This window comes from uncultured Parasphingorhabdus sp. (assembly GCF_963975555.1).
Classification (GTDB): domain Bacteria; phylum Pseudomonadota; class Alphaproteobacteria; order Sphingomonadales; family Sphingomonadaceae; genus Parasphingorhabdus.
On record NZ_CAXBHH010000001.1, the window covers coordinates 201,481 to 226,460 of the forward strand.

The 24,980-nt window shown below is 56.8% G+C and carries 17 protein-coding genes and 1 tRNA gene; 10 read left to right on the forward strand and 8 right to left on the reverse strand.

The features are described 5' to 3' along the window. Positions 1 to 39: 39 nt before the first annotated feature. Entirely contained in the window at positions 40 to 639 is a 600-nt protein-coding gene (locus AAC060_RS00965; protein WP_339821825.1) for a hypothetical protein, read from the forward strand. Positions 640 to 843: 204 nt separating this feature from the next. Here the strand turns inward: AAC060_RS00965 and AAC060_RS00970 are convergent, their stop codons facing one another. The 5 genes from AAC060_RS00970 to ftsE all read right to left on the reverse strand — a co-directional run bounded on the left by AAC060_RS00970 (position 844) and on the right by ftsE (position 4,877). Then, the gene (locus AAC060_RS00970; protein ID WP_339821828.1) at positions 844 to 1,818 is read right to left on the reverse strand and encodes a hypothetical protein; all 975 of its coding nucleotides are present in this window, start codon (positions 1,816 to 1,818) and stop codon (positions 844 to 846) included. A 202-nt stretch (positions 1,819 to 2,020) separates the two neighbouring features. Next, complete coding sequence (locus tag AAC060_RS00975; RefSeq protein WP_339821830.1) at positions 2,021 to 2,710, reverse strand: lysophospholipid acyltransferase family protein; 690 nt, start codon at positions 2,708 to 2,710, stop codon at positions 2,021 to 2,023. A gap of 1 nt (position 2,711) precedes the next feature. Beyond that, positions 2,712 to 3,245: a YdcF family protein gene (locus AAC060_RS00980; RefSeq protein ID WP_339821832.1), complete on the reverse strand. Its 534-nt coding sequence runs from the start codon at positions 3,243 to 3,245 to the stop codon at positions 2,712 to 2,714. Between the two features lie 9 nt (positions 3,246 to 3,254). Next, positions 3,255 to 4,151 carry an FtsX-like permease family protein gene (locus AAC060_RS00985; protein WP_339821835.1) on the reverse strand — a complete coding sequence of 299 codons (897 nt, stop codon included), beginning with the start codon at positions 4,149 to 4,151 and terminating at the stop codon, positions 3,255 to 3,257. A gap of 12 nt (positions 4,152 to 4,163) precedes the next feature. Continuing rightward, positions 4,164 to 4,877 carry a cell division ATP-binding protein FtsE gene (gene ftsE, locus AAC060_RS00990; protein WP_339821838.1) on the reverse strand — a complete coding sequence of 238 codons (714 nt, stop codon included), beginning with the start codon at positions 4,875 to 4,877 and terminating at the stop codon, positions 4,164 to 4,166. Between the two features lie 198 nt (positions 4,878 to 5,075). On the opposite strand from ftsE, the gene AAC060_RS00995 reads away from it, so the two are divergent. Further along, a complete protein-coding gene (locus AAC060_RS00995; RefSeq protein ID WP_339821841.1) occupies positions 5,076 to 5,831 on the forward strand; it encodes an MJ0042-type zinc finger domain-containing protein in 756 nt (251 codons plus the stop codon). A 31-nt stretch (positions 5,832 to 5,862) separates the two neighbouring features. Here AAC060_RS00995 and AAC060_RS01000 read toward each other — a convergent pair whose 3' ends face one another. Further along, entirely contained in the window at positions 5,863 to 6,123 is a 261-nt protein-coding gene (locus AAC060_RS01000) for a hypothetical protein (protein WP_339821844.1), read from the reverse strand. 243 nt (positions 6,124 to 6,366) lie between these two features. On the opposite strand from AAC060_RS01000, the gene AAC060_RS01005 reads away from it, so the two are divergent. The 7 genes from AAC060_RS01005 (at position 6,367) to AAC060_RS01035 (ending at position 17,394) form a co-directional block, all read left to right on the forward strand. Next, positions 6,367 to 6,455: transfer RNA gene (locus AAC060_RS01005), tRNA-Leu, on the forward strand. 466 nt (positions 6,456 to 6,921) lie between these two features. Continuing rightward, a complete protein-coding gene (locus tag AAC060_RS01010; protein WP_339821846.1) occupies positions 6,922 to 9,123 on the forward strand; it encodes a BamA/TamA family outer membrane protein in 2,202 nt (733 codons plus the stop codon). After that, positions 9,123 to 13,337: a translocation/assembly module TamB domain-containing protein gene (locus AAC060_RS01015; RefSeq protein ID WP_339821848.1), complete on the forward strand. Its 4,215-nt coding sequence runs from the start codon at positions 9,123 to 9,125 to the stop codon at positions 13,335 to 13,337. The genes AAC060_RS01010 and AAC060_RS01015 overlap by 1 nt, the downstream gene beginning before the upstream one ends. Beyond that, positions 13,337 to 13,567 carry a hypothetical protein gene (locus AAC060_RS01020; RefSeq protein WP_339821851.1) on the forward strand — a complete coding sequence of 77 codons (231 nt, stop codon included), beginning with the start codon at positions 13,337 to 13,339 and terminating at the stop codon, positions 13,565 to 13,567. The genes AAC060_RS01015 and AAC060_RS01020 overlap by 1 nt, the downstream gene beginning before the upstream one ends. Continuing rightward, positions 13,564 to 14,685 (forward strand): YihY/virulence factor BrkB family protein, encoded by a 1,122-nt coding sequence (locus AAC060_RS01025; RefSeq protein ID WP_339821854.1) that lies wholly within the window; start codon positions 13,564 to 13,566, stop codon positions 14,683 to 14,685. The genes AAC060_RS01020 and AAC060_RS01025 overlap by 4 nt, the downstream gene beginning before the upstream one ends. 383 nt (positions 14,686 to 15,068) lie before the next feature. Then, complete coding sequence (locus tag AAC060_RS01030) at positions 15,069 to 16,094, forward strand: LacI family DNA-binding transcriptional regulator (protein ID WP_339821857.1); 1,026 nt, start codon at positions 15,069 to 15,071, stop codon at positions 16,092 to 16,094. Between the two features lie 10 nt (positions 16,095 to 16,104). Next, on the forward strand, positions 16,105 to 17,394 hold the full coding sequence (locus tag AAC060_RS01035; protein WP_339821860.1) for an MFS transporter: 1,290 nt from the start codon (positions 16,105 to 16,107) through the stop codon (positions 17,392 to 17,394). 27 nt (positions 17,395 to 17,421) lie between these two features. Here AAC060_RS01035 and AAC060_RS01040 read toward each other — a convergent pair whose 3' ends face one another. Continuing rightward, positions 17,422 to 18,978, reverse strand: a complete 1,557-nt coding sequence (locus AAC060_RS01040; protein ID WP_339821863.1) for a tryptophan halogenase family protein — start codon at positions 18,976 to 18,978, stop codon at positions 17,422 to 17,424. A gap of 118 nt (positions 18,979 to 19,096) precedes the next feature. Beyond that, the gene (locus AAC060_RS01045) at positions 19,097 to 22,087 is read right to left on the reverse strand and encodes a TonB-dependent receptor (RefSeq protein WP_339821866.1); all 2,991 of its coding nucleotides are present in this window, start codon (positions 22,085 to 22,087) and stop codon (positions 19,097 to 19,099) included. 329 nt (positions 22,088 to 22,416) lie between these two features. Here AAC060_RS01045 and AAC060_RS01050 point away from each other — a divergent pair, with 329 nt between their 5' ends. Next, entirely contained in the window at positions 22,417 to 24,951 is a 2,535-nt protein-coding gene (locus AAC060_RS01050; protein ID WP_339821869.1) for an exo 1,3/1,4-beta-D-glucan glucohydrolase, read from the forward strand. Positions 24,952 to 24,980 lie beyond the last annotated feature (29 nt).

The following is a 24,980-nucleotide window of genomic DNA, read 5'->3' on the forward strand; positions in this document are numbered from 1 at the left end:
CAAAAACCCGACCCCCGATTAACCCCAAGGAGAATTAACATGACTGATCAAAGCCATATTCACAGCTATGTCGAGCGGGCTAAAAACCGTCTCGACGAAATTGATGCCTCCGTCGCGCACTTTGAGGCAAGAGCACAGGATGTGCAGGCCGATGCCCGCGCCAAAGCGGACGCAGCGATCGCCAAGATGAAAGCCAACCGTGACGCCTATCGGGCGTGGGTCGCCGAAAATCAGGAAATCGGCGAATTGATCACCGCCGAGGCACGCAAGGATCTGGAAGGTGAATGGGCCAAATTCGAAGATAATGTCATGGCTTATTTTGATGCCGCCGCCGGAATATACGAACAAGACAAAGCTTATTTCCAGGTGCGTATTGAGGCGCTGAAAGACGCCTGGGAAAATACAATGGAACGCGTCAGGAAATCGGCCAAGACATTCCGGACGAGTAGCGAGGCAGAAGTAGATGCTGCCGTTGCAAAACTTGAGAAAAATGCGGAAATTGCCAACGCAAAGCTGAAGGACCTGAACGCAGCAGGCAATGCATCATGGGCGGCGGTACGCGACGCATTATCTGCATCGCGCGCGGCATTCGACAAAGCGCTCGATGAAACCCAGTCCGCCTTCAAAAAGGCACTGTAATCAACCGGGCACATCTAGCGGAACGCGGGGATCCCTCCCTCCCTGATTCAGCGAACATAGGTGCTGCATATTGACTGGCCCGGGCTTCCATATCCGGAAGCCCGGGCCAACTCGTTTTGAACGAAGCGGCAAGCGCGACCGTCAACGTCAGGGAAATTTGCTTGCCGGTTGCTACAGAGCCACGAACGGGAACGACTGACCCGCTTACAGCCGCTCGAGCGCCAGATTGATTTCCTGAAGACGATCGCCGTTTTTGGCCGGTTTCATGCCATCATCGGATGCGATTTCGAGTTGCTTTTCGCCATAAGCCCAGCGTCTGAGAATATCTGCCTTGATGGCATCCGGCAGGTCCCCTGCCAACAGTTTGGCCGGCGTGTGGAAAACACCGGCGGGATCGGCCAGGACAATTTCGATATCCCATCCTTGTGCTTTCGCCTCGGACTGCAATGTTTCGAGATAGATATCCCGGTCAATACGCGCCTTGACGTCACGTTCCGTAGGCAGGACTTCGCCGGAGATATAATATTCCCCATCCGGGAGATAGGTATAAGGCACGCCACGATATGCTTGCAGCTCGCCGGCGAATGTGTCGCCGCCATAACGGTCTTCCAGAACATCATGGGTCGCGGGAAGGTCGTGAACATGAACATCCGTCCCGGAATGAACGGTCAGAATCTCCACGGCATGCTTTTCATCAGCAGCATTCCACGTCCGCACCCACAAAAGCAGGCCGCCGCGTTCGAGTTGGTCCTCGACATAATCGGCGTGATGCTCGCCGATAAGCTTCGCCAGAACCGCGCCAATGGCACCGCCGCCGATCCCGCCGGCCGCGGCTGCTATGATAGCCGCGCCGATGGCGCCGCCCGATGCAACCACTGCGGTGAGCGTGGCCAGCGCGCCGACATAGATGAAGCCGCCAAAAACGCCGCCTTCTGCATCGCCGATCACATCTGTCGAGACATAAGCGGTGGTCGGAACCGCCGCATCATCTTCCAGTTCGTTTAACGAAGTAAAGCTGTGGCCCAGTTGCTCTCTCACGGAAGAAAGCGGAGCGAGCAAGCTGAGTTCCGACCGATCAAAACCGTGCGACAACAGGTCATCGACGGCAGCCTGAAGCGCCTGTTCGGATTGAAAGACGCCGACCGCTTCGCGGACAATGGGGTTTTCTTGTTCTGTCATTTCATCTTCTCCGGATAAGCTCCGAGGGGGGAAATGAGATAATATCTGATAGCCGCCCGTTCGAAATCATTCCTGATTTCCATAAGCCATCATCGGTTGTCGAGAACCACGTAATCTCCCTTAGATGTCGCTTTGCGATATGCAGACGGGCTGGTGCAGACAAAATCGGCTGACACCGTATTTGCGGGAAATTCAACTGTATTCAGTCGTTCAGCATGTTGATCGCGGCGTGCACCCGGTCGCGGATATCATCGCGGTCGAGGCCGGGCTCAATCTCCGGCTGCACCTCATAGGTAATCACACCGCTTTTCTGGATGAATGTATCGCGCGGGGAGACGATCCCGCTGTTCAGCGCCACCGGCACCAAGGGGATGCCCATCAGCTTGTAGATGCCGGCAAAGCCGGTCTGCAATTCGGGTCGCTCACCATGATGGGCACGACTGCCTTCGGCAAAAATGACGATCGGCCGGCCTTCTGCAACCGCCTTCTTGGCCTGCTTGATGATTTGTCGCATCGCCGCGCCACCGCCGTCGCGATCGATGCCGAGCAGACCATGTTTGGTCGCTGCCCATCCCCATAGAGGAATGACCAGAAGCTCTTTCTTGGCAATGACCACCGGCTTGTCGAAATGGCGTAGCAGATCAATCGTCTCGAACATGCTTTCATGTTTGAACACATAGAGTAAAGGCTCGTTGCGGAGCTTGCCCTTGACCTCGACCCGGATGCCGAGGATCAGGCGCGCGCAGAGATAATGATAACGGCTCCAAAATTGCGCCATATAATAGATGGTCTTCGGCCAGAAAAACGCGCCGATAAATGTGGCGATGATGATCGGTACGGAGCCGATATAGAAAACCGCCATGAAGATCAGGGACCGGATGAACGCCAGCATCTCAGACGCCTGCCAATGCCGCGAGACGGCGCATCAGATATTTATTATATTCGGTAAACAGCGTGCGTAGCGATGGTTGCGTCTGCACCGCATCGGACAATATCAGTACATCCGGCTGCATCGCTCTTTCCAGTTCCAGTCGGGCCCGCCGCATATGCCAGTCAGAGGTCACCAGACGCACCGATTTATCGCCCCGCCTCGCCGCCCAGCGGGCAATTTCAAGCGCATTAGAGCGGGTGTCCACCGCCTGAAAGCCGAGATCAATGCAGCAATCAAACAAAGCGTCCGGCCGGTCATATTCCGCTGCCAGCTCCGCAGGCTTCACATCCCGGTCTACGCCGGAGATCAAAAGCCTGCCCGCTGTTTTTGCTTCAAGTATATCCAGCGCGCGGTCAATACGGCCTGCCCCGCCAGTCAGCACGACCACAGAGCCGGTATGCGCATCATCGTCCGCCGGGCGCGGCAAATCGATGGCAAACCAGGCAAAACCGATGATCCACAACAGGATCAGGAAAGAGAAAAAGCGCAAAATCATCCAGCGGGTCTACAATATCTTTTTCAAGGCGCCGGTGACTGTTAATTTGGCGGTCACCATGGCAAGGAACATTCCCAATATCGGAATGACAGCAATTATCAACCAGCTCCACCAGTCGAGACCAACCGATTGCACCAGACCGGATCCAAGCGCGGACAATTGTCCGCTGATCAGCCAGATAATCACCGCACCGCCAGCCAGGCCGATCAACCCGCCAAGAAGCGCATCCAGCGCGATACGCCGCTGGAACAGACGGCTGATTTGCTGATCCGTACCGCCCAGCAAATGCACGACCGCGATGGTCTCGGTATGGGTATTGAGGGCTGATCGCGCCGAAATGATAACGGCTGCACCCGTCGCGAGAGCAAGCAGGCCCACCAGACCAAGGGCGATCCACTGAAAGGAACGCACCAGAGAAATCACCGGTGCGATATAGCCGCTGCTCGGCTCGACGCGGGCATTTGGCGCAATCGATTGCAGCGTGCTCCGCAGCGATTGATATTCGGCGTCGGTCGCTGCGCGGGCGAGTTTCACATCGATCAGCGCGGGAAGGGGTATATCATCCGCCAGATTCTGCGTCCCCAGCCACGGCTCGATCAGCGCCTCGATCTCCTCGGGCGGCAAGACCCGGACTTCTTCGACAAGCGGCAATGCGCGCAATCGTCCGGCAACCGCGTCGGCCTGACGGCTTCGGACTTGCGGATTGGCCTCGATAATCTGCACCGTCGCCCGGCTCGACAGCTCGTCCGACACATCGCCGATCGCATGGGTCATCGCGAGGCCGGCCGCTGCGGCCAGAACCGTGAGAAAAATCATGATCGCTATGACCCAGGGCATCGGACCGGACAAGCGACCCTCGGGGATCAGCCGCCGGTCATGGCCCGGAATGACAAAGAATTTGAACATGCCCCCTGCGCCCTATTGCGTCTGGTCTTGGGGCAGCGGTGGATGGCGCAGCGACCCGGTCGGATCGGCCAGCATGCCTTTTTCCAGCCGCATCATCTGGGCGCCGGGTATCTTGCTGAGCAGATGGATATCATGGGTCGCCACGACGATGGTTGTGCCCAGCGTGTTGAGCGCCTCGAACAATTGCAGCAAGCGGATGGCCATTTCCGGATCGACGTTACCGGTCGGTTCGTCGGCTACCAATATCTCCGGCCGGCCGATCACCGCCCGGGCTATCGCCACGCGCTGTTGCTCGCCGCCTGACAATGTCGCTGGCCGTGCAGATGCCCGGTCACCGAGACCAACCCATTCGAGCATCTCCGTCACCGGCGTCTCGAGATCCTTTTCGCGGACACCCGCCACCCTCAGCGGCAGCGCGATATTGTCAAAGGCCGAAAGATGCGGAACGAGACGGAAATCCTGAAAGACCACCCCGATCCGGCGCCGAAAACCGGGCAGGCGCTCGCGCGGCATGGTGACGGCATCTTCGCCGAAAAGCCGGATCACGCCGCGACTGGGACGCTGTGACAGATAAAGCAGCTTCAACAGCGATGTTTTTCCCGCTCCCGACGCACCGGTGAGGAAATAAAAGCTGCCCGGGTAGAGGGTGAAATTGAGATCAGCCAAGGTTTCCGCGCCCGTACCGTAGCGCAGACCAACATTTTCAAATCGAACAATTTCGTCCATTTATATGCTACATTCCAATATTCTGGCCAAATATTGCGCGGCCCCGCAACCAATAGGCCGGGAAGACCTTCCAAATCAACTCCGCTATCCTCGGCGCGACTCTATTTTGCGGGAAAACGCGAAAAAAAAGGCTTCGGTCTCAAATCAGCCATGCAGCCACTTGCAGTTTGGCGTCATGGCGTGTTTAGAGGTTGTGTCATGATTTTGAACTGCCCGGCTTGTAAAACCCGTTATCTCGTGCCCGACAGCGCCATTGGTATCAATGGCCGTTCGGTACGCTGCGCGTCCTGTCGCCACAGCTGGTTTCAGGAAGCCGCGATTCCGGAAAAAGAACTGGTCACCGCGGACGCCTCCGGAGAAACACCCCCGGTCGTCAAGCCGCAACCCGTCGCTGACGAGACCGGGGCACCCTCGGCACCAGCCTCTCCGGTCAGTCGTTCGACCCCGCCGCCACCGATTTCCGTCACACCTGACTATGCCGCAGAAACAAGCAGTTTCGCGCACGAGCCACCGTTCAAGCCCCGCCGGAATCCGGCAAAATTATGGACTATCGCCGCCGTAGCTTTCGCTTCTGTCGTTCTGGCGGCAGGCGCTGCGCTGTTCATATTCGGACCACCGCAATGGATTTCCGACTATCAGTTCGCCTCGGCCGAAGAAACCCCGCTGCTCATTGAGCTGAGCCAGAAACAGGACCGCCGGACGCTGCCGGACGGTACCGAATATTTTGCCGCCAGCGGCACGATCATCAACCCGACCAAAACCGACCAGGCGGTTCCGCCAATGCTCGTGATCCTGCGTGATGCCGGGGGCCGGATCGTCTATAGCTGGAAAATGAAAGCACCGGCGCAATCGCTTTCGCCCGGGGCAAAGATAAATTTCAACGAAGCCAAGCTTGATGTGCCGCGCGCGGCCAGCCAGCTGGAAGTCGGATGGGCTGACGAAATCAGGGAATAGTCACCCGCACGGGCCAGACCGGACAAACCGGTTAGTGGAATTCCTGAAGCTCGATTGTCCGGCCACCCACGCCAGCCGTCTTGCCAGCAGATAGTATCGTAGCGATCTGGAAGATATTGTTGCTGTCCTTCGCTGCAACCCTGCTGGCCAGCTTTCCCAAATGAATCTCTTCCCCCCGCAGGATGGTCGCGCTCGCCACCGCTTGCGCGCGGGCACGGGGGCTTGCCAGCTCATCAGATGATACGCCCGGCGTTGAACCGAGTAAAAGAAAAATGAGAAGCAGGCTGTCCATAGCGCAGAGTAGAACGCAATGGAGCTGGTCCGGACAAGGTCAATAAAAGGTTAACAGACTCCTTCGTCGAAGTTTCTGCGGACGTAACGGCCACAATGGCTTCTGCTGTGCGGTTACGGGACAAAATCACTGCCCCGGTTAACAGGCAAGACACATGGCAGCGAATATCTGTTGCGGCTGCCCAACCCCTTTGCTAGAGGCTCGCGCCTACCCGGGACACAAGTGTCCCAAGCTAGAGACAGTGCGGTCGTGGCGGAATTGGTAGACGCGCAGCGTTGAGGTCGCTGTGGGGTTAATACCCCGTGGAAGTTCGAGTCTTCTCGACCGCACCATTACAGTCATTTACCGGGAAACCGACCTTCTTGCGCGGGCAAAACAGTCAAAGATCAGGAATGACGAGTGGACATTGAGCTGTCGCGCATCACGATGACGGCTTCCTCTTCATTTGCGCACATTCGCAACAGCCGGATAATAGGTATGTTTCGCGCCAAACCTTGGCCGATCTTGTCCGCTAATCTGACGATTTTGCATTTTTACGCCAGCGCCAGCTTCTGAGAAAAATATTAAGGGGTATATTTAGTGACGTGTCCCGCCATCCTATCATGGTCCGAGTCGAGTAAATGGCACGCTAGGAAATCGTCGCTGCATCCAAATATGTTATCGACAGGGAACCAGTCGACGGTCCAGACGTAATGTCAGTGAAGCTATGGTTTGCAGAAATCTGCGGTGACCTCGCTTTAACAAATAATATCAAAGCATTTCATCCCTGATATGCGTTCAAGTAGGTGCGGTGCCAGAATGCGCAATAAGAACATGTTCCCCGCCGTCACCGCAATTTTATCGCTATCTGGCTTTAGTTCGACGGCCGCTCTGGCTCAAGCTTCCGAAGCCGCTTTATCGCCAACCGACCGGCGAGCGCCGATCATCGACGATTCGGAATTTGATGCGACCATCCCGTCGATTGATGATAATCCCGATGCCCCCATGGGAAGCGTCGAAGACTGGGATGCCGAACAGCAAAGATTGGAACGCGAGACTCAGCTGGAAGATGCGGAGGATGGCGTATCGACGTTGCCTGCGCTGCAAGATGCCGATCCGGACGAGTTGATTGCCGACGCGCCGGTCAATGATCCTGAAATCGACAATCCGCTGACACCGATCGACAGTTTTGATGTCGAGCCATTCGACGAGAGCCAGTATACGGAAGCCGATGACAGCGAGACGTCCGCGTCCTTGCGATATGATTACCGGATAGATGGCCTCGAATCGCTTGATGAAATTAGCAAGGCGGACATCCGTCCGATCCGTGCCGATGATATCCGCGGGCGATTTGAAGACCTCTCTGCGCTCGAAGAGGCTGACGGCAAGGCTGCGAACGGCGCAATGGTTTCTGCCCGGATGCAAGAGGATCAGCAATTGCTGGTCGACATCATGACCGGTCAGGGTTTTTTTGACGTATCGGTGAACGGAGCGCTCGAGCTTCCTGAAACCGAAGGCGAGAAGCTGACCGTTGTGCTCCAGGTTGAACCCGGGAGACGTTATAATCTGGGCACGATATCATTTGAAGCCGATGCCGTTGTTCCCGATGACCTGATCACTCGCAATTTTATACCCAAAACGGGCGAACCGATTGTTGCCGAGCGGGTCTTGGCCGCGGAAGCCAATATTGCAGTGGTTCTGCCACAGGAGGGATATCCTTTCGCCGAAACCGGACAGCGGGATATTTTGCTCGACCCCGAAACCGGAACCGGCGATTATACGCTGCCCGTCAATATCGGCCCGCGCAGCAGCTATGGCGAAATTGTCACCACCGGCACAACCGCTTTTGATGCCGATCATATTGGCGTGCTGAGCCGATTTGAGAAAGGTGCACTTTACGACAGCCGCATGGTCGATGATCTGCGCAAGGCTCTGATCGCTACCGGTCTGTTTTCGATCGTCTCCGTCAAACCGACTGCGAGCGGAGAAATGGCGCCGGACGGGACCGAATATGCGACGATCAATGTCGAGCAGATGTCAGGGCCGCCGCGCACCCTGGCAGGCAGTGCCGGCTACAGCACCGGGCAGGGTTTCCGTCTGGAAGGCAGCTGGACCCACCGCAATTTTTTCCCGCCTGAAGGCGCGGTGATCGCAAGCGGGGTCGCCGGAACCCAGGAACAGGGCGCATCCTTAACCTTTCGGCGCAGCAATGCCGGTCGTCGCGACAGAACGGTCGAACTGGGCATGTCCGCCCTGCACAGCGATTTTGAAGCTTATGAAGCGTTTACGGGCAGGCTAGCCGGACGTATTTCCTATGACAGCACGACAATCTGGCAAAAACGTTTAACGTATAGCTACGGCTTCGAGATTCTGGGGTCCAACGAACAGGATTTCAATTTCATAACCGGCGAAAGGGATCGACGCACATTTTATGTCGCCGCTCTACCCGGGCAGGTAACATTTGATACAACGGACAACCTGCTTGACCCGACGCAAGGCTTCCGTCTGTCGGCGAAACTGTCCCCCGAAGCGTCGCTTGGCAGCGGCGCGCAAATCTACGGCCGCGGCCTTCTGGAAGGAACCGCTTATTACCAGGTCGATGACGGCATCATCATCGCAGGCCGGGCACGCGTCGGTTCTATCGCGGGCGCGGATCGGGAACTGATCGCACCTTCGCGGCGCTATTATGCTGGCGGTGGCGGATCGGTGCGCGGCTTTGGCTATCAGGAGCTGGGGCCCAAAGACATCGAAGACCGTCCGATCGGCGGACGCAGCCTGGTCGAAGCGGCGGCGGAAGTCCGCTATCGCTTTGGTGATTACGGGATCGTCGGTTTTGTCGATGCAGGTCAAGTCTATACGAGCTCGACTCCCGGCTTTGACAATTTACGCTATGGGGTCGGCATAGGTGGGCGCTTTTACACCAATTTCGGACCACTGAGAGTCGATGTTGCCACCCCTATAAACCGGCAGCCGGGTGAATCGCAGGTATCGGTATATGTCTCGATCGGTCAGGCATTCTGATGACGGAGACCGAAACCCTGGACGGGCCAGACAAGCAGAGGAGTCTGGCTCAGAAGATCGCGATCGGATCGGGGACATTGTTCGGGCTGGTTCTGGCGATCCTGATCGCCGGTTATCTCTGGCTGGACAGCAGCAGCGGACACCGCTTTGTCGAAAAGCAGATTGAAGCTCTAGAGTTTGAAAACGGCATGCAACTGGAGGTCGGCAAGATCGACGGTTCCATTTACGGCGACATGGAAATTGCCAGTTTGAAAATCCGCGATCCGAAAGGTGTTTTCGCTACTGCCGATGCGGTCAGAATGGATTGGCGACCCTTCGCTTTCATCGGCAGCCATGTTGATATTCGCTCGCTAATCATACCGAAAGCTAGCCTGCTCCGCCTCCCCGAACTGCTGCCGACTTCTTCCGAAGGCCCGTTGTTGCCCGACCTCAATATAGATGTCGGGACACTGGAGGTCGGCGAGCTGGATATTGCCAAGGCAATAACCGGCGAACGCCATGTGCTTAGCGTGTCTGCGGATGTCAAAATTGCCGACGCCCGCGCCCTTCTAACCGGCGATGCCCGGACGCTTGCCAGGCCCGGCATCGCTGGCGGCGACAGTTTGACATTCAGGATCGACGCCGTGCCTGAACAGAATAAGCTCGACCTCGCGCTCAATCTGGATGCTCCGGCAAATGGACTGGTAGCCGGTATCTCCGGCACTGGTCAGCCAATGAACCTCGCGCTGAACGGCAAGGGTGACTGGGCCCAATGGAACGGTGCCTTGAAAGGCAAAAGCGGCGGGGATATGCTCGCCGACATCGCCATATCTGCACGGAACGGTACATTCACTGTGCGCGGTGATGCGCGTCCCGGGTTGTTTGTTTCCGGACCCGGTCGCAATATGCTGGAACCTGTCACCAATATCGATTTTACCGCCGCCGGTGCGGACCGGAAGTTCGACATCAAGGGACAGATCGGCAGTGACAATTTCGTGTTGGCGACCGACGGTATCGTAGATTTGGGCAACAATGAGCTACGCGACCTTAACGTTGATTTCCGGCTGCTCCGACCATCGGTGATTGCGGCCAATTTAAATGGCGCGGGCGTTGCCGCCAATATGATATTGAACGGCGATTTCGCCGCCCCCACTATCGCATATACCATCAATGCAGCGCGGATCGGCTTTGATGAGACGTCGGTGATCGGCCTGCGCGCCAGCGGCAATGTGAAGCTGGAAGAAGAAGAATGGCGCATTCCTTTACAGGCGCGGGCCCAACGGATTGCCGGTCTCGACGAAGGCGTCGGCGCATTGCTTACCAATGTCCGGCTGGATGGTGACTTCGGTTATGCCAATGGCAGGTTGCTATCCGACAATCTCAAGATTGTTTCGGACCGGATCAACGCCACAGCGGTCGTCGTTGCTGATCTCAATCAAGGACTTTATACCGGAGGCCTCAAGGGGCGCATCAACGGCTACCGGGTCGAAAGCGTGGGTGTCTTCAATGTCGATAGCGATATCGACCTGGAATCCGGGAGCAATGGCGCCTTTGCATTGACCGGCACCGTCCGCGCGCGGTCGAGCCAGATATTCAACGACGGCGCTCGCGAATTTCTCGGCGGCAACAGCCTGATAGTCGCCAAACTATCCTATGACACTGACGGCATCGCCCGGGTCAGCAGCCTGAACGTCGCCGCTCCATCTTTCCGGCTGACCCAAGGCAGTGGCAGCTATACGCCGTCTGGCGGGATCAGTTTCGCAGCCAAGGGCGTCTCCGACCAATATGGCCCGATTGGCGTAAAAGTCAGCGGCAGCGTTGCCCGTCCGGTTGCCACAATAGCCGCTGCGCGCCCTGGCCTTGGCGTAGGCATGAACAATGTTGTTGCGACCATCAGGGGCAATGCAAAGGGTTATGCCATAGTCGCTGACGGCAATAGCGATTACGGACAATTTGACGCCAATGTCGATATTCTTGCGGGTAGCGGACCGCTGACCGTTGACGTGAACGAGGGAACCCGGTTTGCCGGCGTCGGTTTGACCGGACGGATCCGGCAGACCGGGGCCGGTCCCTTTTCCGGGCAACTGGCCGCCAGTGGTTCCGGGATAGAGGGCAATGTGATCCTCAGCGCTTTCAGTGGCAAGCAGCGCGCGATCATCGACGCGACCGCCGTCAACACCCTGTTGCCCGGTCCCGCCGGCCTCGCGATCGAGCGGGCGATCATCGATGCGGATATCATTCTTTACGACCAGCCGCAGATCATCGCCGATGTCCAGATCCAGGGCCTGAAAATGCAAGAGTTGCAAATTGCTGCGGCGCGAACAAAAATCGATTATCGCGCCGGACAGGGTACAGCAAAAATCATGGCGGAGGGCCGAAATCAGGTTCCTTTCCGTTTTGCGGCAAACGCCGTCCTCAATCCCGAGCTTTGGCGAGTGGCGCTTGATGGGCGAGCCAATGGCGTCCAGTTTAAAACCCGTAAAGCCGCGCGGATTATTCCGGGGAGCGACAAATATAGCTTGCTGCCAACGACCATCGACTTGTCGAAAGGCAGTATCCAGTTGGCCGGGGATTACGGGCGCGGCCTCAATATCCAGAGCCGGTTGAACAACGTCAATCTGGCTCTCATCAACCCGATGATGCCCGGCCTTGGCCTCGGAGGGACAGCCACCGGCAGCCTCGATTTTTCCCAAAGCTCGCCCCGCGCCTTTCCGGAAGCGGACGCGCGCTTGCGGATCGACAATTTCACCCGCACCAGTCTGGCGTCGGTATCTCAGCCAGTCGATCTGCACTTTGTCGGACGGCTGCTGGCTGATGGCGGGAATGCTAGGGCAATATTCCGGCGTAGGGGTGCCGCTATCGGCCGGATGCATGTAAACCTGACGCCGCTTCCACCCGCCGCCGGGTCATGGACGACGCGGTTGCTTGCGGCGCCGCTATCCGGAGGTCTGCGTTATAATGGACCGGCCAGCACCTTGTTTTCGCTCGCGGCGCTTCCTGATCAGGATTTGCGCGGTCCGATCGGCGTGGCCGCAGATTTCTCCGGCCGGGTACAGGCACCGGTGCTGACCGGTGTCGTCCGCGCGAACAAACTGGTTTACGAGAATAACGCCTATGGCACCCGCCTCACCAATATGAAGATACGCGGCGAATTCACCAATGACCGGCTCGAGGTTACCGAGTTGACCGCCAATGCCGGAGAGGGAACGATCAGCGGCAAGGGTTTTGTCTCTCTGAGTTCCGCCAAGGGCTATCCGCTGCAACTGGCACTCGATCTGGATAATGCAACGCTCGCCAAAGGCAGCGATCTTGCCGCATCCGCCACTGGAGCGATTCAGGTCGTCAACAATGCGACGACCCCCGCGACGATCCGCGGTCGAATTCGCCTGCCCGAAACGCGTTATAAGATCGTGTATGAAGGTTCGGCGAAAGTCGCAACGCTTACAGGCGTAAGACGCAAGCCTGCTTTGGGTCGCAAGAAAATCACCGGCGATGCCGATCCGATCAGCGGAGTTCCCGGCAACTGGAAGCTGGATATCGACCTGATGGCCGACAACCAGATTTATGTCAGCGGAATGGGACTCGATTCCGAATGGTCCGCCGATATCAAGGTGCGCGGCACCACCGGCAAGCCTGTGCTGACCGGTGGCATTGACCTGATCCGCGGAACACTCGGCTTTGCCGGTCGATCATTCGATCTGCAATCGGGGCAACTGCGCTTTAACGGGGGTTCAATGACCAACCCGACCCTGAAGCTCGTGGCAAGCGGTGAAGCGGATGACGTGGACGTCAACATCAATATCACGGGCAGCGCCGAAGATCCGGAAATCGCATTCAGTTCAACGCCCAGCCTGCCGCAGGACGAGATTATGGCGCGCATATTATTTGGCAATTCGATCGGCGAATTGACCCCGATTCAAGCCGTGCAACTGGCATCGTCCCTCAACGGCCTGCGTGGCGGTGGCGGCGGGCTTAATCCGCTTGGTGTGCTGCAGTCCTCTGTGGGCATCGATCGTCTCCGCATATTAGGTGCAGACGAAGACACGGGTCGCAGTACGTCAATTGCTGCCGGCCAATATATATCCAATGATATCTATGTCGAAATTGTCACCGATGCCCGTGGCTACACCGCGACACAGCTGGAAATCAGCCTGACGCCTGCCTTGTCCGTCCTAAGCTCGGTCGGCAGCTTTGGCGGCTCGAACGTCAATGTGCGATACCGGAAGGATTATTGATGCGCGGACGAATAATATTTCTGGCAACCTCGCTACTATCGTTGAGCGCCTGCGAGAAAGATTTTGATGAAAAATATCAGGATAATCTTGATCAGTTGAACGAAGAAGCCAAGGCGATCGAGGCCGGCGTCAACGAACATCTGGCCGAGGGACGCAAGGCGGATAAAATCATCGAGTCCGCAGGACAACCGGACGAAGCAATCCAAAGGCAAAACGAGGCGGCCCGATGATGGCTGAGCATGACGATGACAAAGCGCAAAACAACCGGTTTGATGAGAATCTCAACCTGAGCGATATCGAGGCACAGACTCCCGGAGCAAATGCCCGGTCTCCGCTCCATTTCCCGCTGAGAGCCTGGTGGGCAATATTGAAGCGCCTATATGTGATGAACGATTTCCACAATCTGCCGTTGCTATCGGCCGGCGTTGCATTTTTCGCTTTTCTCGCCTTTGTGCCACTGATCGCAGTCATCGTGCTGCTATATGGCCTCGTCGGCGACCCCGATACGGTTACCGACAGCATCGAACAATTGTCTGCCATCCTACCCACTGCCGTGCTTACCATCCTGCGCGAGCAGTTGCTGTCGGTCGTCAACACAAACAAGGCCGCGCAGGGTCTGGGCCTGGCGCTCGCCTTGTTTGTCTCGACCTATGGCGCGACGCGAGCGGCAAACGCGATGATGAAAGCGCTCAATATCATCTATGAAGAACATGAATCACGTAATATTTTCATGACAACGCTGGTTGGCGCGCAAATTACCATCGGCATGGCGGGGGTCGCGATTGTCGGTATGATCGCAATCTCGCTATTCACCTATATCAGCAATTTCCTGCAGGGCTATCTCGGCGATAGCGTGCTGGTCTTTCTGAAACTGGCGATCTGGTTGATGGCGGGTTTTCTGGTCAGCCTGACCTTTGCCTTATTCTTCCGCTATGCGCCCGATCGCCGGCCCGCAAAATGGCGCTGGCTCTCTCTGGGGTCAGTTGTGGCAACTCTGCTCTGGTTGTTGATCACCATAGGTTTCGGCTATTATGCCGCCAATCTCGGCGACTATAACGCTACATATGGATCGCTCGCGGCGGTCGTGATTTTCCTGATGTGGCTGTTCCTGTCAGCTTATTCGGTTCTGATCGGAGCGGAAATAAATGCGGAGACGGAACGCCAGACGTTCCAGGATTCAACGACGGGGAAAGACCGTCCTATCGGCAAACGCGGCGCGGTCATGGCAGACACCGTCGTTCTGGGCGAAGCGAGCCGCCAAATCCTCGAAAAAAAACAACGCAGACGCGCTGACCGGCTCGCCCGGAAGGTCTCCAACCAGAATATAGGTCATACCGGTAGGCAATAGAAGCAGCGGCCGATCAACGTCATTCGCATTTTTTCGGGCACTACAGGACCGGAGTAATGCACCCATTCCAAACCCATCATGATCCGCGTCGAGCAAATGGCACCATGTAAAATGGTCGCTGCGTTTTTCGGGCAGTTGATGCACCCGCGGTACCGTTTCGATCCGCCGCCATCGGGATGTGATATCTTGTTGTGAACATCATTGCCCCTGTCCCTTGTTCAATTTTATGAATCAGCCAGCCTATATGACTTTCGTTGTCAATTTTATGGTGGATCGGACTGATTTGGTTGCAAAACAGCCAAAAAGAACCTAGAAACCCGGGGTCTGCATATGTTGGATATTGCGCCGAGGAGCTGGAAGATCAACGAGAGATTGCCCGCATAATGTCAGACTCCAGAAAGCGGGCCACGATCATTGACGTCGCGACAGCAGCCAATGTCTCGACAAAAACGGTCTCCAGAGTTTTCAACGACGAGCCGCATGTTCGCAAAATATTGCGGGACAAGGTTCTGAAAGCAGCGGCCGAGCTTGACTATCACCCCAATATCATGGCCCGCGGTCTGGTCGGACGACGGTCTTACCTGCTGGGTCTGATCTACGAGAACCCCAGCCCCAACTATGTTGTAGAATTGCAGAACGGCGCTCTCGACCGGCTACACGGAGAGAAATACCGGCTGCTCGTGTTACCCGTGCAATCGGTTGTCGAGGTCTCGGGAAAGATAATGAGCGTCTTGCGCGCGGCCGCGCTCGATGGCGTCATCCTCTCTCCGCCAGCTTCCGACCATCCCGGAATTTTGAGTGAACTCCGCCAATATGACTTTCCGTTTGCGCGGATTGCGCCGACCCAGTCGCTCGATATTGGCCCCTGCCGGACAACCGACGATATCGAAGCGTCGCGGAAGATGACGGAATATCTGCTGGAGTTGGGCCATACCCGGATTGGAGTCATCAAAGGCGATCCGACCCACCCTTCCAGCGGAGCGCGACTGACCGGCTTCCTGGAAGCTCTGAAAGCCGCTGGACTGTCCCATTCACCGGATCTGGTCGAGCAAGGCTATTACACATATGAATCCGGTCTCGCGGCAGCCCATAAATTGCTGAACCGAACGGATCGTCCTACGGCAATTTTTGCCCAGAATGATGACATGGCCGCCGCAGCGATCATGGCAGCCCGCGATCTGGGACTGAATGTGCCCGATGACGTTTCCATCTCCGGCTTCGATGACAGTGCGATCGCGCAAATCGTCTGGCCGCGGATTACAACCGTTCACCAGCCGGTATATGATATGGCGCGCGACGCAACCGATGCCCTGATCGCAAAGCTCGAGAAAAAACCTTTCAACATGCTGGGAACACATGTGTGCGAGTTGATTATCCGGCAATCAACAGCACCGCCCGCAAGCCGGTGATGGCCAAGCCGTGATCCGGCGTCGCGAACGGCTGAGCTACGCTGCAGGCGACCTGGGTTTCAACCTCGTCTGGCAATCGATCGAGCTCTACCTGCTGTTTTTCTATATTCAGATATTGCATTTGCCGCTCGGTATTGCGGCCGGCATCTTTCTCGTCGGCGCTGCGGTTGATTGGCTTTTCGATCCTCTCATTGGCGCCGTTGCCGATCGCAAGGCGGCGCGATATCCGATGAGATTATGGGTCCTGCTCAGCGGTCCGCTGATCGCCGTGGCACTGTGGCTGGCCTTTCGGTCTCCCCCACTGGAAGGATTGAATCTCGCGATTTACGCAGCCGTTACCCATGTCGGATTGCGTTTCGCCTATGGCTGCGGCAATATTCCTTACGCGGTGCTGACCGCGCGGATTACCGATGATCCGTCCGAGCAGCTGAAGCTCACGGGCCTGAGAATGCAGGGAGCAGCACTAGGCGGGCTGACGGCGGCGACGATTTATGCGCTGGCCTCGGGAGGCGACACACCATTTCTGGTCGGTGCCCTGATATTGGGCATTCTCGCCCAGCCCTGTTTCCTGATTACCTGGCTGGGGGTCAGGGAGCGCGTTGCCTCGCCACCGTTATCATCCCTGCCCCCAGCTCAGGAAGTCTCGCATTATTTCAGGCTAATCGGACGCAATAGCGGTTTGCGCCGCTTGCTGTTGACAATCGTCGTTGCGGGATTGAGTACGACCGTCACCGCCAAGTCTATCCTGTTCCTGTTCGACCGTGATTTGCAGCACCCGCAATGGGGCTATTGGGCGGCCCTGTTACCTTCGGCGGCCTTGCTGATATCAACCCCGTTATGGGTCGCCTTGTCATCGCGCATCGGACTGGTGACAACCCTCATATCGGCGGTCCTGCTGCATGTCACGGCGCTGGCGATGCTGACAATTTTCTATGCCGACGGACTGGCGGTCGCGACCGTCCTATTGGCGATTGCCATCTCGGCGACATGCGGCATGTCGGTCATGTTCTGGTCGATGGTACCCATCGCCATCCGCAATCTCGAAACAGCGCCCGACGGGACCGGTTGCGCCGCTCGCGTCTATGCCCTTTCCAATGTCGCCCGCAAACTGGGGCAAGCGCTGGCTCCACAAATCATCGCCTTGAGCCTTGCCCTGACGGGAGGCGGCGACGCGACGATAAAGGGTGGTGCGGTTCTCCCGGGGATGATCCTGGCAGCGTTGATATGCGCTATTACCATCATCCTCTATCGCCCGACGACTAATGGTCGCAATGTCGTACAGCCGGTTTTGCAACCATAGCTGCCATCCGCGCCGCCCAAATGCCCGCTAGCGCCCGAATCCGTTGACCGACGGTGCGTGGAAGACCGGACGCCGGTGATCCCCTGGCGTGATCAGCGCTTCCAGAAATTGATCGTGCGACGGCGCAGCGCTGGCGAGCTGCCCGACCGCCGCACTCACCTGCCCCATAACATCCCGGACATCATTGAAATCCGGGATATCGGTCAATGGATCATAGCTTTTCGGCTTCAACCCCATTCCACTCGCGACAAAAAACCAGCTCAGGTCGTGAAATAGCTCACGCCGCCGTGATATGATCCGGCCGCTATTCTCGAACAATTCCATTTTTTGCGCGAGGCTGGCCGGCAGGGGTGCCTGTCGGACATGATCCCAGAACGGCTCGCCAACGCGCTGGTTAGAGTAATAATGGAGCATCAGAAAGTCGCGAATATGCTCGTATTCGGTCAGTGTTTCCCGGTTATAGGCTGCTTGCAGAGCAGGCTCGAAATTGCGATCGGGAAAATAGTCGAGCAAACGGTTGAGGCCGGTCACGATCAAATGAATGCTGGTCGATTCCAGCGGTTCCAGAAATCCCGCCGACAGTCCGATCGACACGCAATTGCCGTCCCAGAATTTCTTGCGATGGCCTGCGGTAAAACCGATCACCCGTGGGGCCGCCAAGGGCTTGCCATCCAACGATCCCACCAATCGTTCCTGCGCATCGGCATCGCTGATGAAAGCGCTGGAAAAGACATAGCCATTGCCAACCCGATTCTGCAGCGGGATGCGCCATTGCCAGCCCGCTTCGCGCGCGGTTGATATTGTATAGGGCGTTCGCGGCCCGACCGCCTCGCTTTGCACGGCCACGGCGCGGTCGCAGGGCAGCCAGTTGGTCCAATCTTCATAGCCGGCGTTCAAACTCTGTTCGATCAGCAACCCGCGAAAGCCCGAACAATCGATATAGAGATCGGCCGACACGGTCGAGCCATCGTCGCAGAATAGCTGGTCGATATGACCGCGATCATCGACCGTAGCCCGTTCGACTTTACGGTCGAGACGGATCACGCCGAGCTGTTCGGAGATGCGGCGCAGATAGGCGGCGACCAAACCGGCATCAAAATGCAATGCATAAGAGAGAGCGCCGCCCGGAAATTGGCCATCCGCTGGCGGGAAGAGGAATTTATTCTGCTCGGCCAATGCAATCGATGGGCAGAAGTCCGCCACGTTACCTTTATGACCCTGAGCTTCGTTCTTCCACCAATAATGGTGGAAGGGCCGACGATCGATGGTGACGCCAAAGTTGCCGAACGGATGCCAGTAGCGGTGACCAACCTTTAACCAGTCACGAAACTCGATTCCCAATTTGAAAGTAGCCTGGGTTTCTTTGACAAAATCGACGGGATTGATTTCGAGCAGTTTGAGAAATTCAAAGACCGGCGGGATCGTTGCTTCACCCACACCAATGGTCGGTATGGCCGATGATTCGATCAACGTGATCTCGGTGCTGTCGCGGGCGAAAATCCGGCCCAGCAAACAGGCCGCAGACCAACCGGCGGTCCCGCCGCCGACAATAGCGATTTTTCTGATCTGACGCGTTTCACTCATGACCGTGTTCCGCACTCCCGGCCGCCTGACTGTGCCTTAGCAGTTGTCGAACCGGCAAACAAATTTGCAAAAAAACGGGCCCGTATCCGCTGTGAATACGGGCCCGTATCAAGGGAGTTTAGAATTTGAACTTGCCGCCGACATAAATCCTGCGGGAGCCGGATTCATAACGGAACGGTAATTCCGGAAACTGCAAATAGGCGGACTGGTCTGCCTTGGTCAGGTTAATCCCTTCTACGAACACACCGAAATTCTCGTTGATGTCATAGGAGATTTGTCCATCAAACTGACCGTAGGACCGCTGGTATATCCCGAGCGTGCGCGTCACACCGCCATCGCCAAAACCGAAGTTTCCGACAAATTGCTTTGACCGCCAGGTGTAAGACCCGCGCGCTGCAAATCCGCCTTTCTCGAAGTATAACTGCGTGTTCAACGAGTGTTTCGAGACGCCCGGCAATGCCAGATTGTCGTCGAAGTCGTTGAAACCGTCGGTCTTGGTGTCGGAGAAGGTATAGTTGGCCGTAAAACCGAGACCGAAGTCGAAGGCATATTGACCAGCAACCTCGAATCCGCGGACCCGGCCGCCGGTCCCGTTGGCCGGCTGACTGACCGGACCCAGTCGACCGCCGCCCTGATCATTGACGAATACCGGAACGGTCTCCGTCACGATGAACGAGTCCACTTCTTTCCAGAAAGCACCAATTGACAGCAGACCCTGGCGGCCGAAATACATTTCGTAGGCCAGGTCAAACTGATAGGCGCGAAAGGGTTCCAGCTCGGCATTACCCCGTGAGCCGTTGGTGAACAGAAACAGATTTTCTGTTGGCGAACCGACCGTGGAATCTCTGGTGAATTGCGTCGAGAAGCCGCGACCGAGATCATCCAGCTGTTGCCGCGCAACCACCCGAGCGGCAGAGAAGCGCACTTTCTTGCCGTCATCCACGTCTACCACCGCGTTTATGCTCGGCAGAAAATCTGTCGTGCTGCGGACGATCGTATCCGTCTGGAAGTCGCGCAAAACGCCGTTCCAGCTATCCGTCCCCCAATAGCTGGGATCGGCATTGGCCGGCTGGTTCTGGTCCACACGCAACCGGGTGTTCACGATGCGCAGACCGACATTGATATGATAGGGATCATCCGTTCCGCCCATATCGGCCATCACATAGCCAGATTTTGTCTCTTCCTTGACCAGATAGGCTTGCAGCGGATCTTCAAAATAGCTGAACGGCGTGTCCGGATAGAGAGCCTGTATCCAGGCCAGTGCATTGGTCATCTGGGCGCGGTCCTGCACCGAAATGCTATTGCCCGGAATATTGCCACCGCCGGCAAAGTTTTCGATCGTTTCCACCCGTTCCGGATTGGAAATAAAGGACTGGAACGGAGTGATCAGAGCCGGAGAGTTGCCAAAGCGACTGCAACCGGCAAAGGCTGCTGGTTTGTTGGCCTCGGGCAGGTCGCAGATTTTGTAACCGATCGCGCCGTCCTGAAAATACCCATATGGCGTCCAGTTATACTGGAAATTTGCCACCCGATCGGCATCAGGAATCGCCGTTGCATCCAGTTCACCCTTGCCGGAATAGTCCGCGAGATAACGTCCCGAACCGAATTCGACGGTGCGTTGACCATAACGGAAACCGGCACTCAGGGTTATCGTGTTGTCATCACTATTGTCGACATCATAGGCAAAATCCGCCTTGATCGAATGACCGTCGACTTTCGAACGATCGCCAAAAGCCCAATGCGATTTGAAATAGCCATTTGCCGGATTGGTGAACAAATCGTCAGCCGTGCCGGCGCCAAAGCCGAAGGTCGGGAATTTGCCATTTTTATAGGTGAAATCCCATGTCGCCGGAGCCGCCGGATTGCCTGGCACGCCGTTGATCAACGCCCCGCCGGGATCGGTCGCACGAACACCATATTGGGTATAGCGAACGTCAGCATTGGCCACTTCGCGATTGAGATCCGCGGTTGAATAATTTGCCGCGATATTGACGCGGAAATTATCACCATTGTCCCAGTCGATCCCGAATTGCAGATTGTCCGACGTAATGTTCGTTACATCCACCAGAGAGATAACCTCGGCCGAATTCGCCTGCACGGTGCCGCTTTGCAAAACGCCATTGGCGTCGATCACGGCATCCGGGCTCAACTGCAGCAATTCGCCCTGTCCGAACGGGAATTTGGCCGAGGCTTCGCGGGTGTCCACCTTCAGGTCGGAGTGGATATAGGTCGCGCTTAGCTCCAGTTCGTCGACCGGGCGATAGTTGATACCTAGCGAGGCACCCCAGCGCCGGCGATATTGATCGCGGTCGGTAATATAGCGATATTCGGGCGCATAATAATTGGTCGGTGTTGTCACCGTATCGCGGCGTCCATCGGCAAATGCCCAGTTTCCGCGATTTTCGCCTCCGAGCACATTATGATGGTCGTTGGTTTTATCATAGCTGAAAGAGGCGATAATGCCGAATTGGTCGTTAAGATTATAGCTTGCGACCAACGCTCCCGATGGTTCCCAGCCGCCGATTTCAGAGCCCTTGTTCATTCGGGCGTTACCGGCGATGGTAAAGCCGTCTTTCATGTCGAGCGCGCTGCGCGTCTTCAGGTTGACGACGCCGCCGAGACCGCCTTCAATCAGAGAAGCATTGGGCGACTTGAATACATCGACGCCGCCGATCAGTTCCGATGGCACACCTTCAAGCGAGTCGTTACGGACAAAATTGCCCTCGCCGACTTTGAATGTTTCTTGTCCGCTGACGAACAGGTCACCATTCAGAAGAGTGAGATTTTGCTCGAGCCCGCGAATACGAACCTTGGTGCCTTGACCATTTTCGCGATCAATCTGGATACCCGGCAGGCGCTGAAGCGACTCAGCGATATTCTGATCGGGAAATTTGCCGATATCCTCGGCAGTGACCGATTCAATGATCAGATTGGAATCCCGTTTGGCGACCAGGGCATTTTCCAGCGAGGCGCGAAAGCCGGTTACGACAATGACATCATCCGAAGCAGCAGTCGTGCCGGCTTCCGGAGTTGCTGCGTCTTGCGCATCAGCGTCCTGCGCCATCGCGATGCTCGCGCTGCCGATGGCGTATAAGGATGCGGCTGCCATCAAACTATGCCGCGATATAAACTTCCGACCGATCATTCTGCTATCCTCCCAAATGTCACGCCTGAAGCGCGATCACTTAAATCCAATTCACTTGCAGTCTTTACGACTTACAAGCCCTAAAGGGCCAAATTGCAGGCCCCCGATGCACCAATGGAGTCAGAAAATCTAAATAGTCTCCATCTCGCATTCTGATCTGCAAAAAATTGACAAGGTTGTCAACGACAAATTGACAACCTTGTCAAAAATAGTTGATAACGCTGTCAAATATATTTACTGGCAGAGAAGAACGCTACCGATGAGTGGCGCAGACGTTGTGAGAGGAATCAAAATTGACCGTTAGAGCACGCCACCATCTGGTTAGCCCGTTACTGGCATCGATCTTGACCACGGCGTGCGTTGCCTTGCCCTCACCTGGCAAAAATGTCGCTGCACCTGAGGAAAATCTGGCGGCCACCGTCCATCCGGAAATCTGGCCGCGCGCGGACTGGCCCTATCCCGAGGACGCCTCGGTCGAAGCGCGCATCGATGCGATCATCGCACGCATGACCATCGAAGAAAAAGTGGGCCAGGTCATTCAGGCGGATATCGCCAGCGTGACGCCCGAGGAAGCACGGCGCTATCATCTTGGTTCAATCCTGAACGGCGGCAACTCGGCACCGGAGAATGACGAATTTGCGCCTCCCGGCGAGTGGCTGGCACTCGCAGACGCCTTTTATGATGCATCAGTCGACACCAGCGGCGACCGGACGGCTGTTCCGATCATCTGGGGCACCGATGCGGTGCACGGCCATAGCAATATCGTCGGCGCGACAATATTCCCGCACAATGTGGGGCTTGGCGCAATGCGCGATCCCGATCTGATCGAACGAATCGCCGAGGCGACTGCGCTCGAGCTGAGATCGACAGGCATGGAATGGACATTTGCGCCGACGATAACAGTGCCACAGGATGGCCGGTGGGGCCGCGCTTATGAAGGCTATTCGCAGGATCCCGCTATAGTCGCCAGCTATGTCGGGCGGTTTATCCAGGGCCTTCAGGGAAAGCCCGGCGACCAACCAATTTTATCTGGCCCCCATGTATTGGCCAGCACCAAACATTTTCTGGCCGACGGCGGCACCGATCAAGGTCGCGATCAGGGCGATGCCAAAATCAGCGAAACGGAATTGCGCGATATTCACGGCAGCCCCTATGTCCCGGCGATCAATGCTGGTGTCCAGACCATCATGGCCAGTTTTTCCAGCTGGAATGGCGAGAAAATAACCGGACACAAAGGATTGCTGACCGACGTCCTGAAACAACGGATGCGCTTTGGCGGTTTCATCGTCAGTGACTGGAATGCCCATGGCCAGATATTGGGTTGCACCAATGCCAGCTGTCCTCAGGCGATCAATGCAGGGCTCGACATGTATATGGCGCCGGATACATGGAAACCGCTCTACAACAGCCTGCTGGAACAGGCGAAAAGCGGCATTGTACCGATGGACCGGCTCGAGGATGCGGTAGCCAATATCCTTCGCGTCAAAATTCGCGCCGGACTGTTTGAAGCCGGCCGCCCATCCGACAGACCTTATTCCGGCCGTTTCGAACTGCTCGGCAGCGCGGACCATCGGGCGCTTGCTCGCGAGGCCGTGCGCAAGTCGCTGGTTCTGATCAAGAATGACAAACAGCTCCTGCCGCTGAAACCCGATAGCAATATTCTGGTCGCCGGCGACGGAGCGGACGATATCAGCCGGGCTTCGGGAGGCTGGACGCTGACCTGGCAGGGAACCGGCATCGGCAATGACAAATTCCCCGGTGCGACATCAATCTGGCAGGGGATACAAGATGCCGTCACCGCCGCTGGTGGCACGGCCCGCCATGCGCCCGACGGCAGTTTTGTCGACAAACCCGACGCGGCAATCGTCATCTTTGGCGAAATGCCTTATGCCGAATTTCAGGGCGACCTCAAAACATTGCAGCTCAAACCCGAGTTGAAGGGGCCGTTGGCAACGATGCGCAAATTAAAGGCGCAGGGCGTACCGGTGGTGGCCGTTTTTCTGACCGGACGCCCCCTGTGGACCAATCCGGAAATCAACGCGTCCGATGCTTTTGTGACCGCGTGGTTGCCTGGCTCCGAAGGTGGCGGCGTTGCAGACATGCTCTTCCGCAAGACAGACGGAAACATTGCGCATGAATTTCAAGGAAGGCTGGGCTTCGCCTGGCCGATGACCGCCGATGCCAAAGGACCACGTCTGTTCGATCTCGGCTATGGCCTGACCACTCCCAGTGCCTCGGACTTGGGGACTTTGTCTGAAGCCTCCGGAGTCGTGAACGAGGAAGCCAGTGCCGGATTGTTTTTTGACAAGGGCCTTCCGACCGCATCATGGTCGTTGCTTGTATCTGACGGGCAGTCCGACAGGACGCGTATCACCACCACCCCGGCGGAGGCGATCGGGGGACGGGTTCAGGTCAGAGCGGTCGACCATTTAACGCAGGAAGGGGCGCGGCAATTCATTTCCGGGGGCGGCGGACCGACCGTCGTCGAACTGGTGACACATGCGCCGATAGACGTCAGCCGCGAGACCAATGGCGATGTCTTGCTGCTGATTACCATGCGCTACGACAAGCGGTCCAGCGCGCCGGTCAAATTATCGATGCGATGCGGCGATGGTTGTGGCGGAGAAATTGCGCCGGCCGCGCTGAACACACTCGATGTCGGAAAATGGCAGACCGTCGGCGTACCGATCAAATGCTTTGCGAATGCCGGAGCGGATGTTCGCAAACTGGACGCTCCGTTCCAGATTTCAACGACCGGGTCGATCGATTTCAGCCTGTCGCGGGTGGCTCTGGGTACGGTGGCCGATACGATATTGGGCTGCGAATAAGCCGATCTGCCTGTGGATGAAAAGACAGT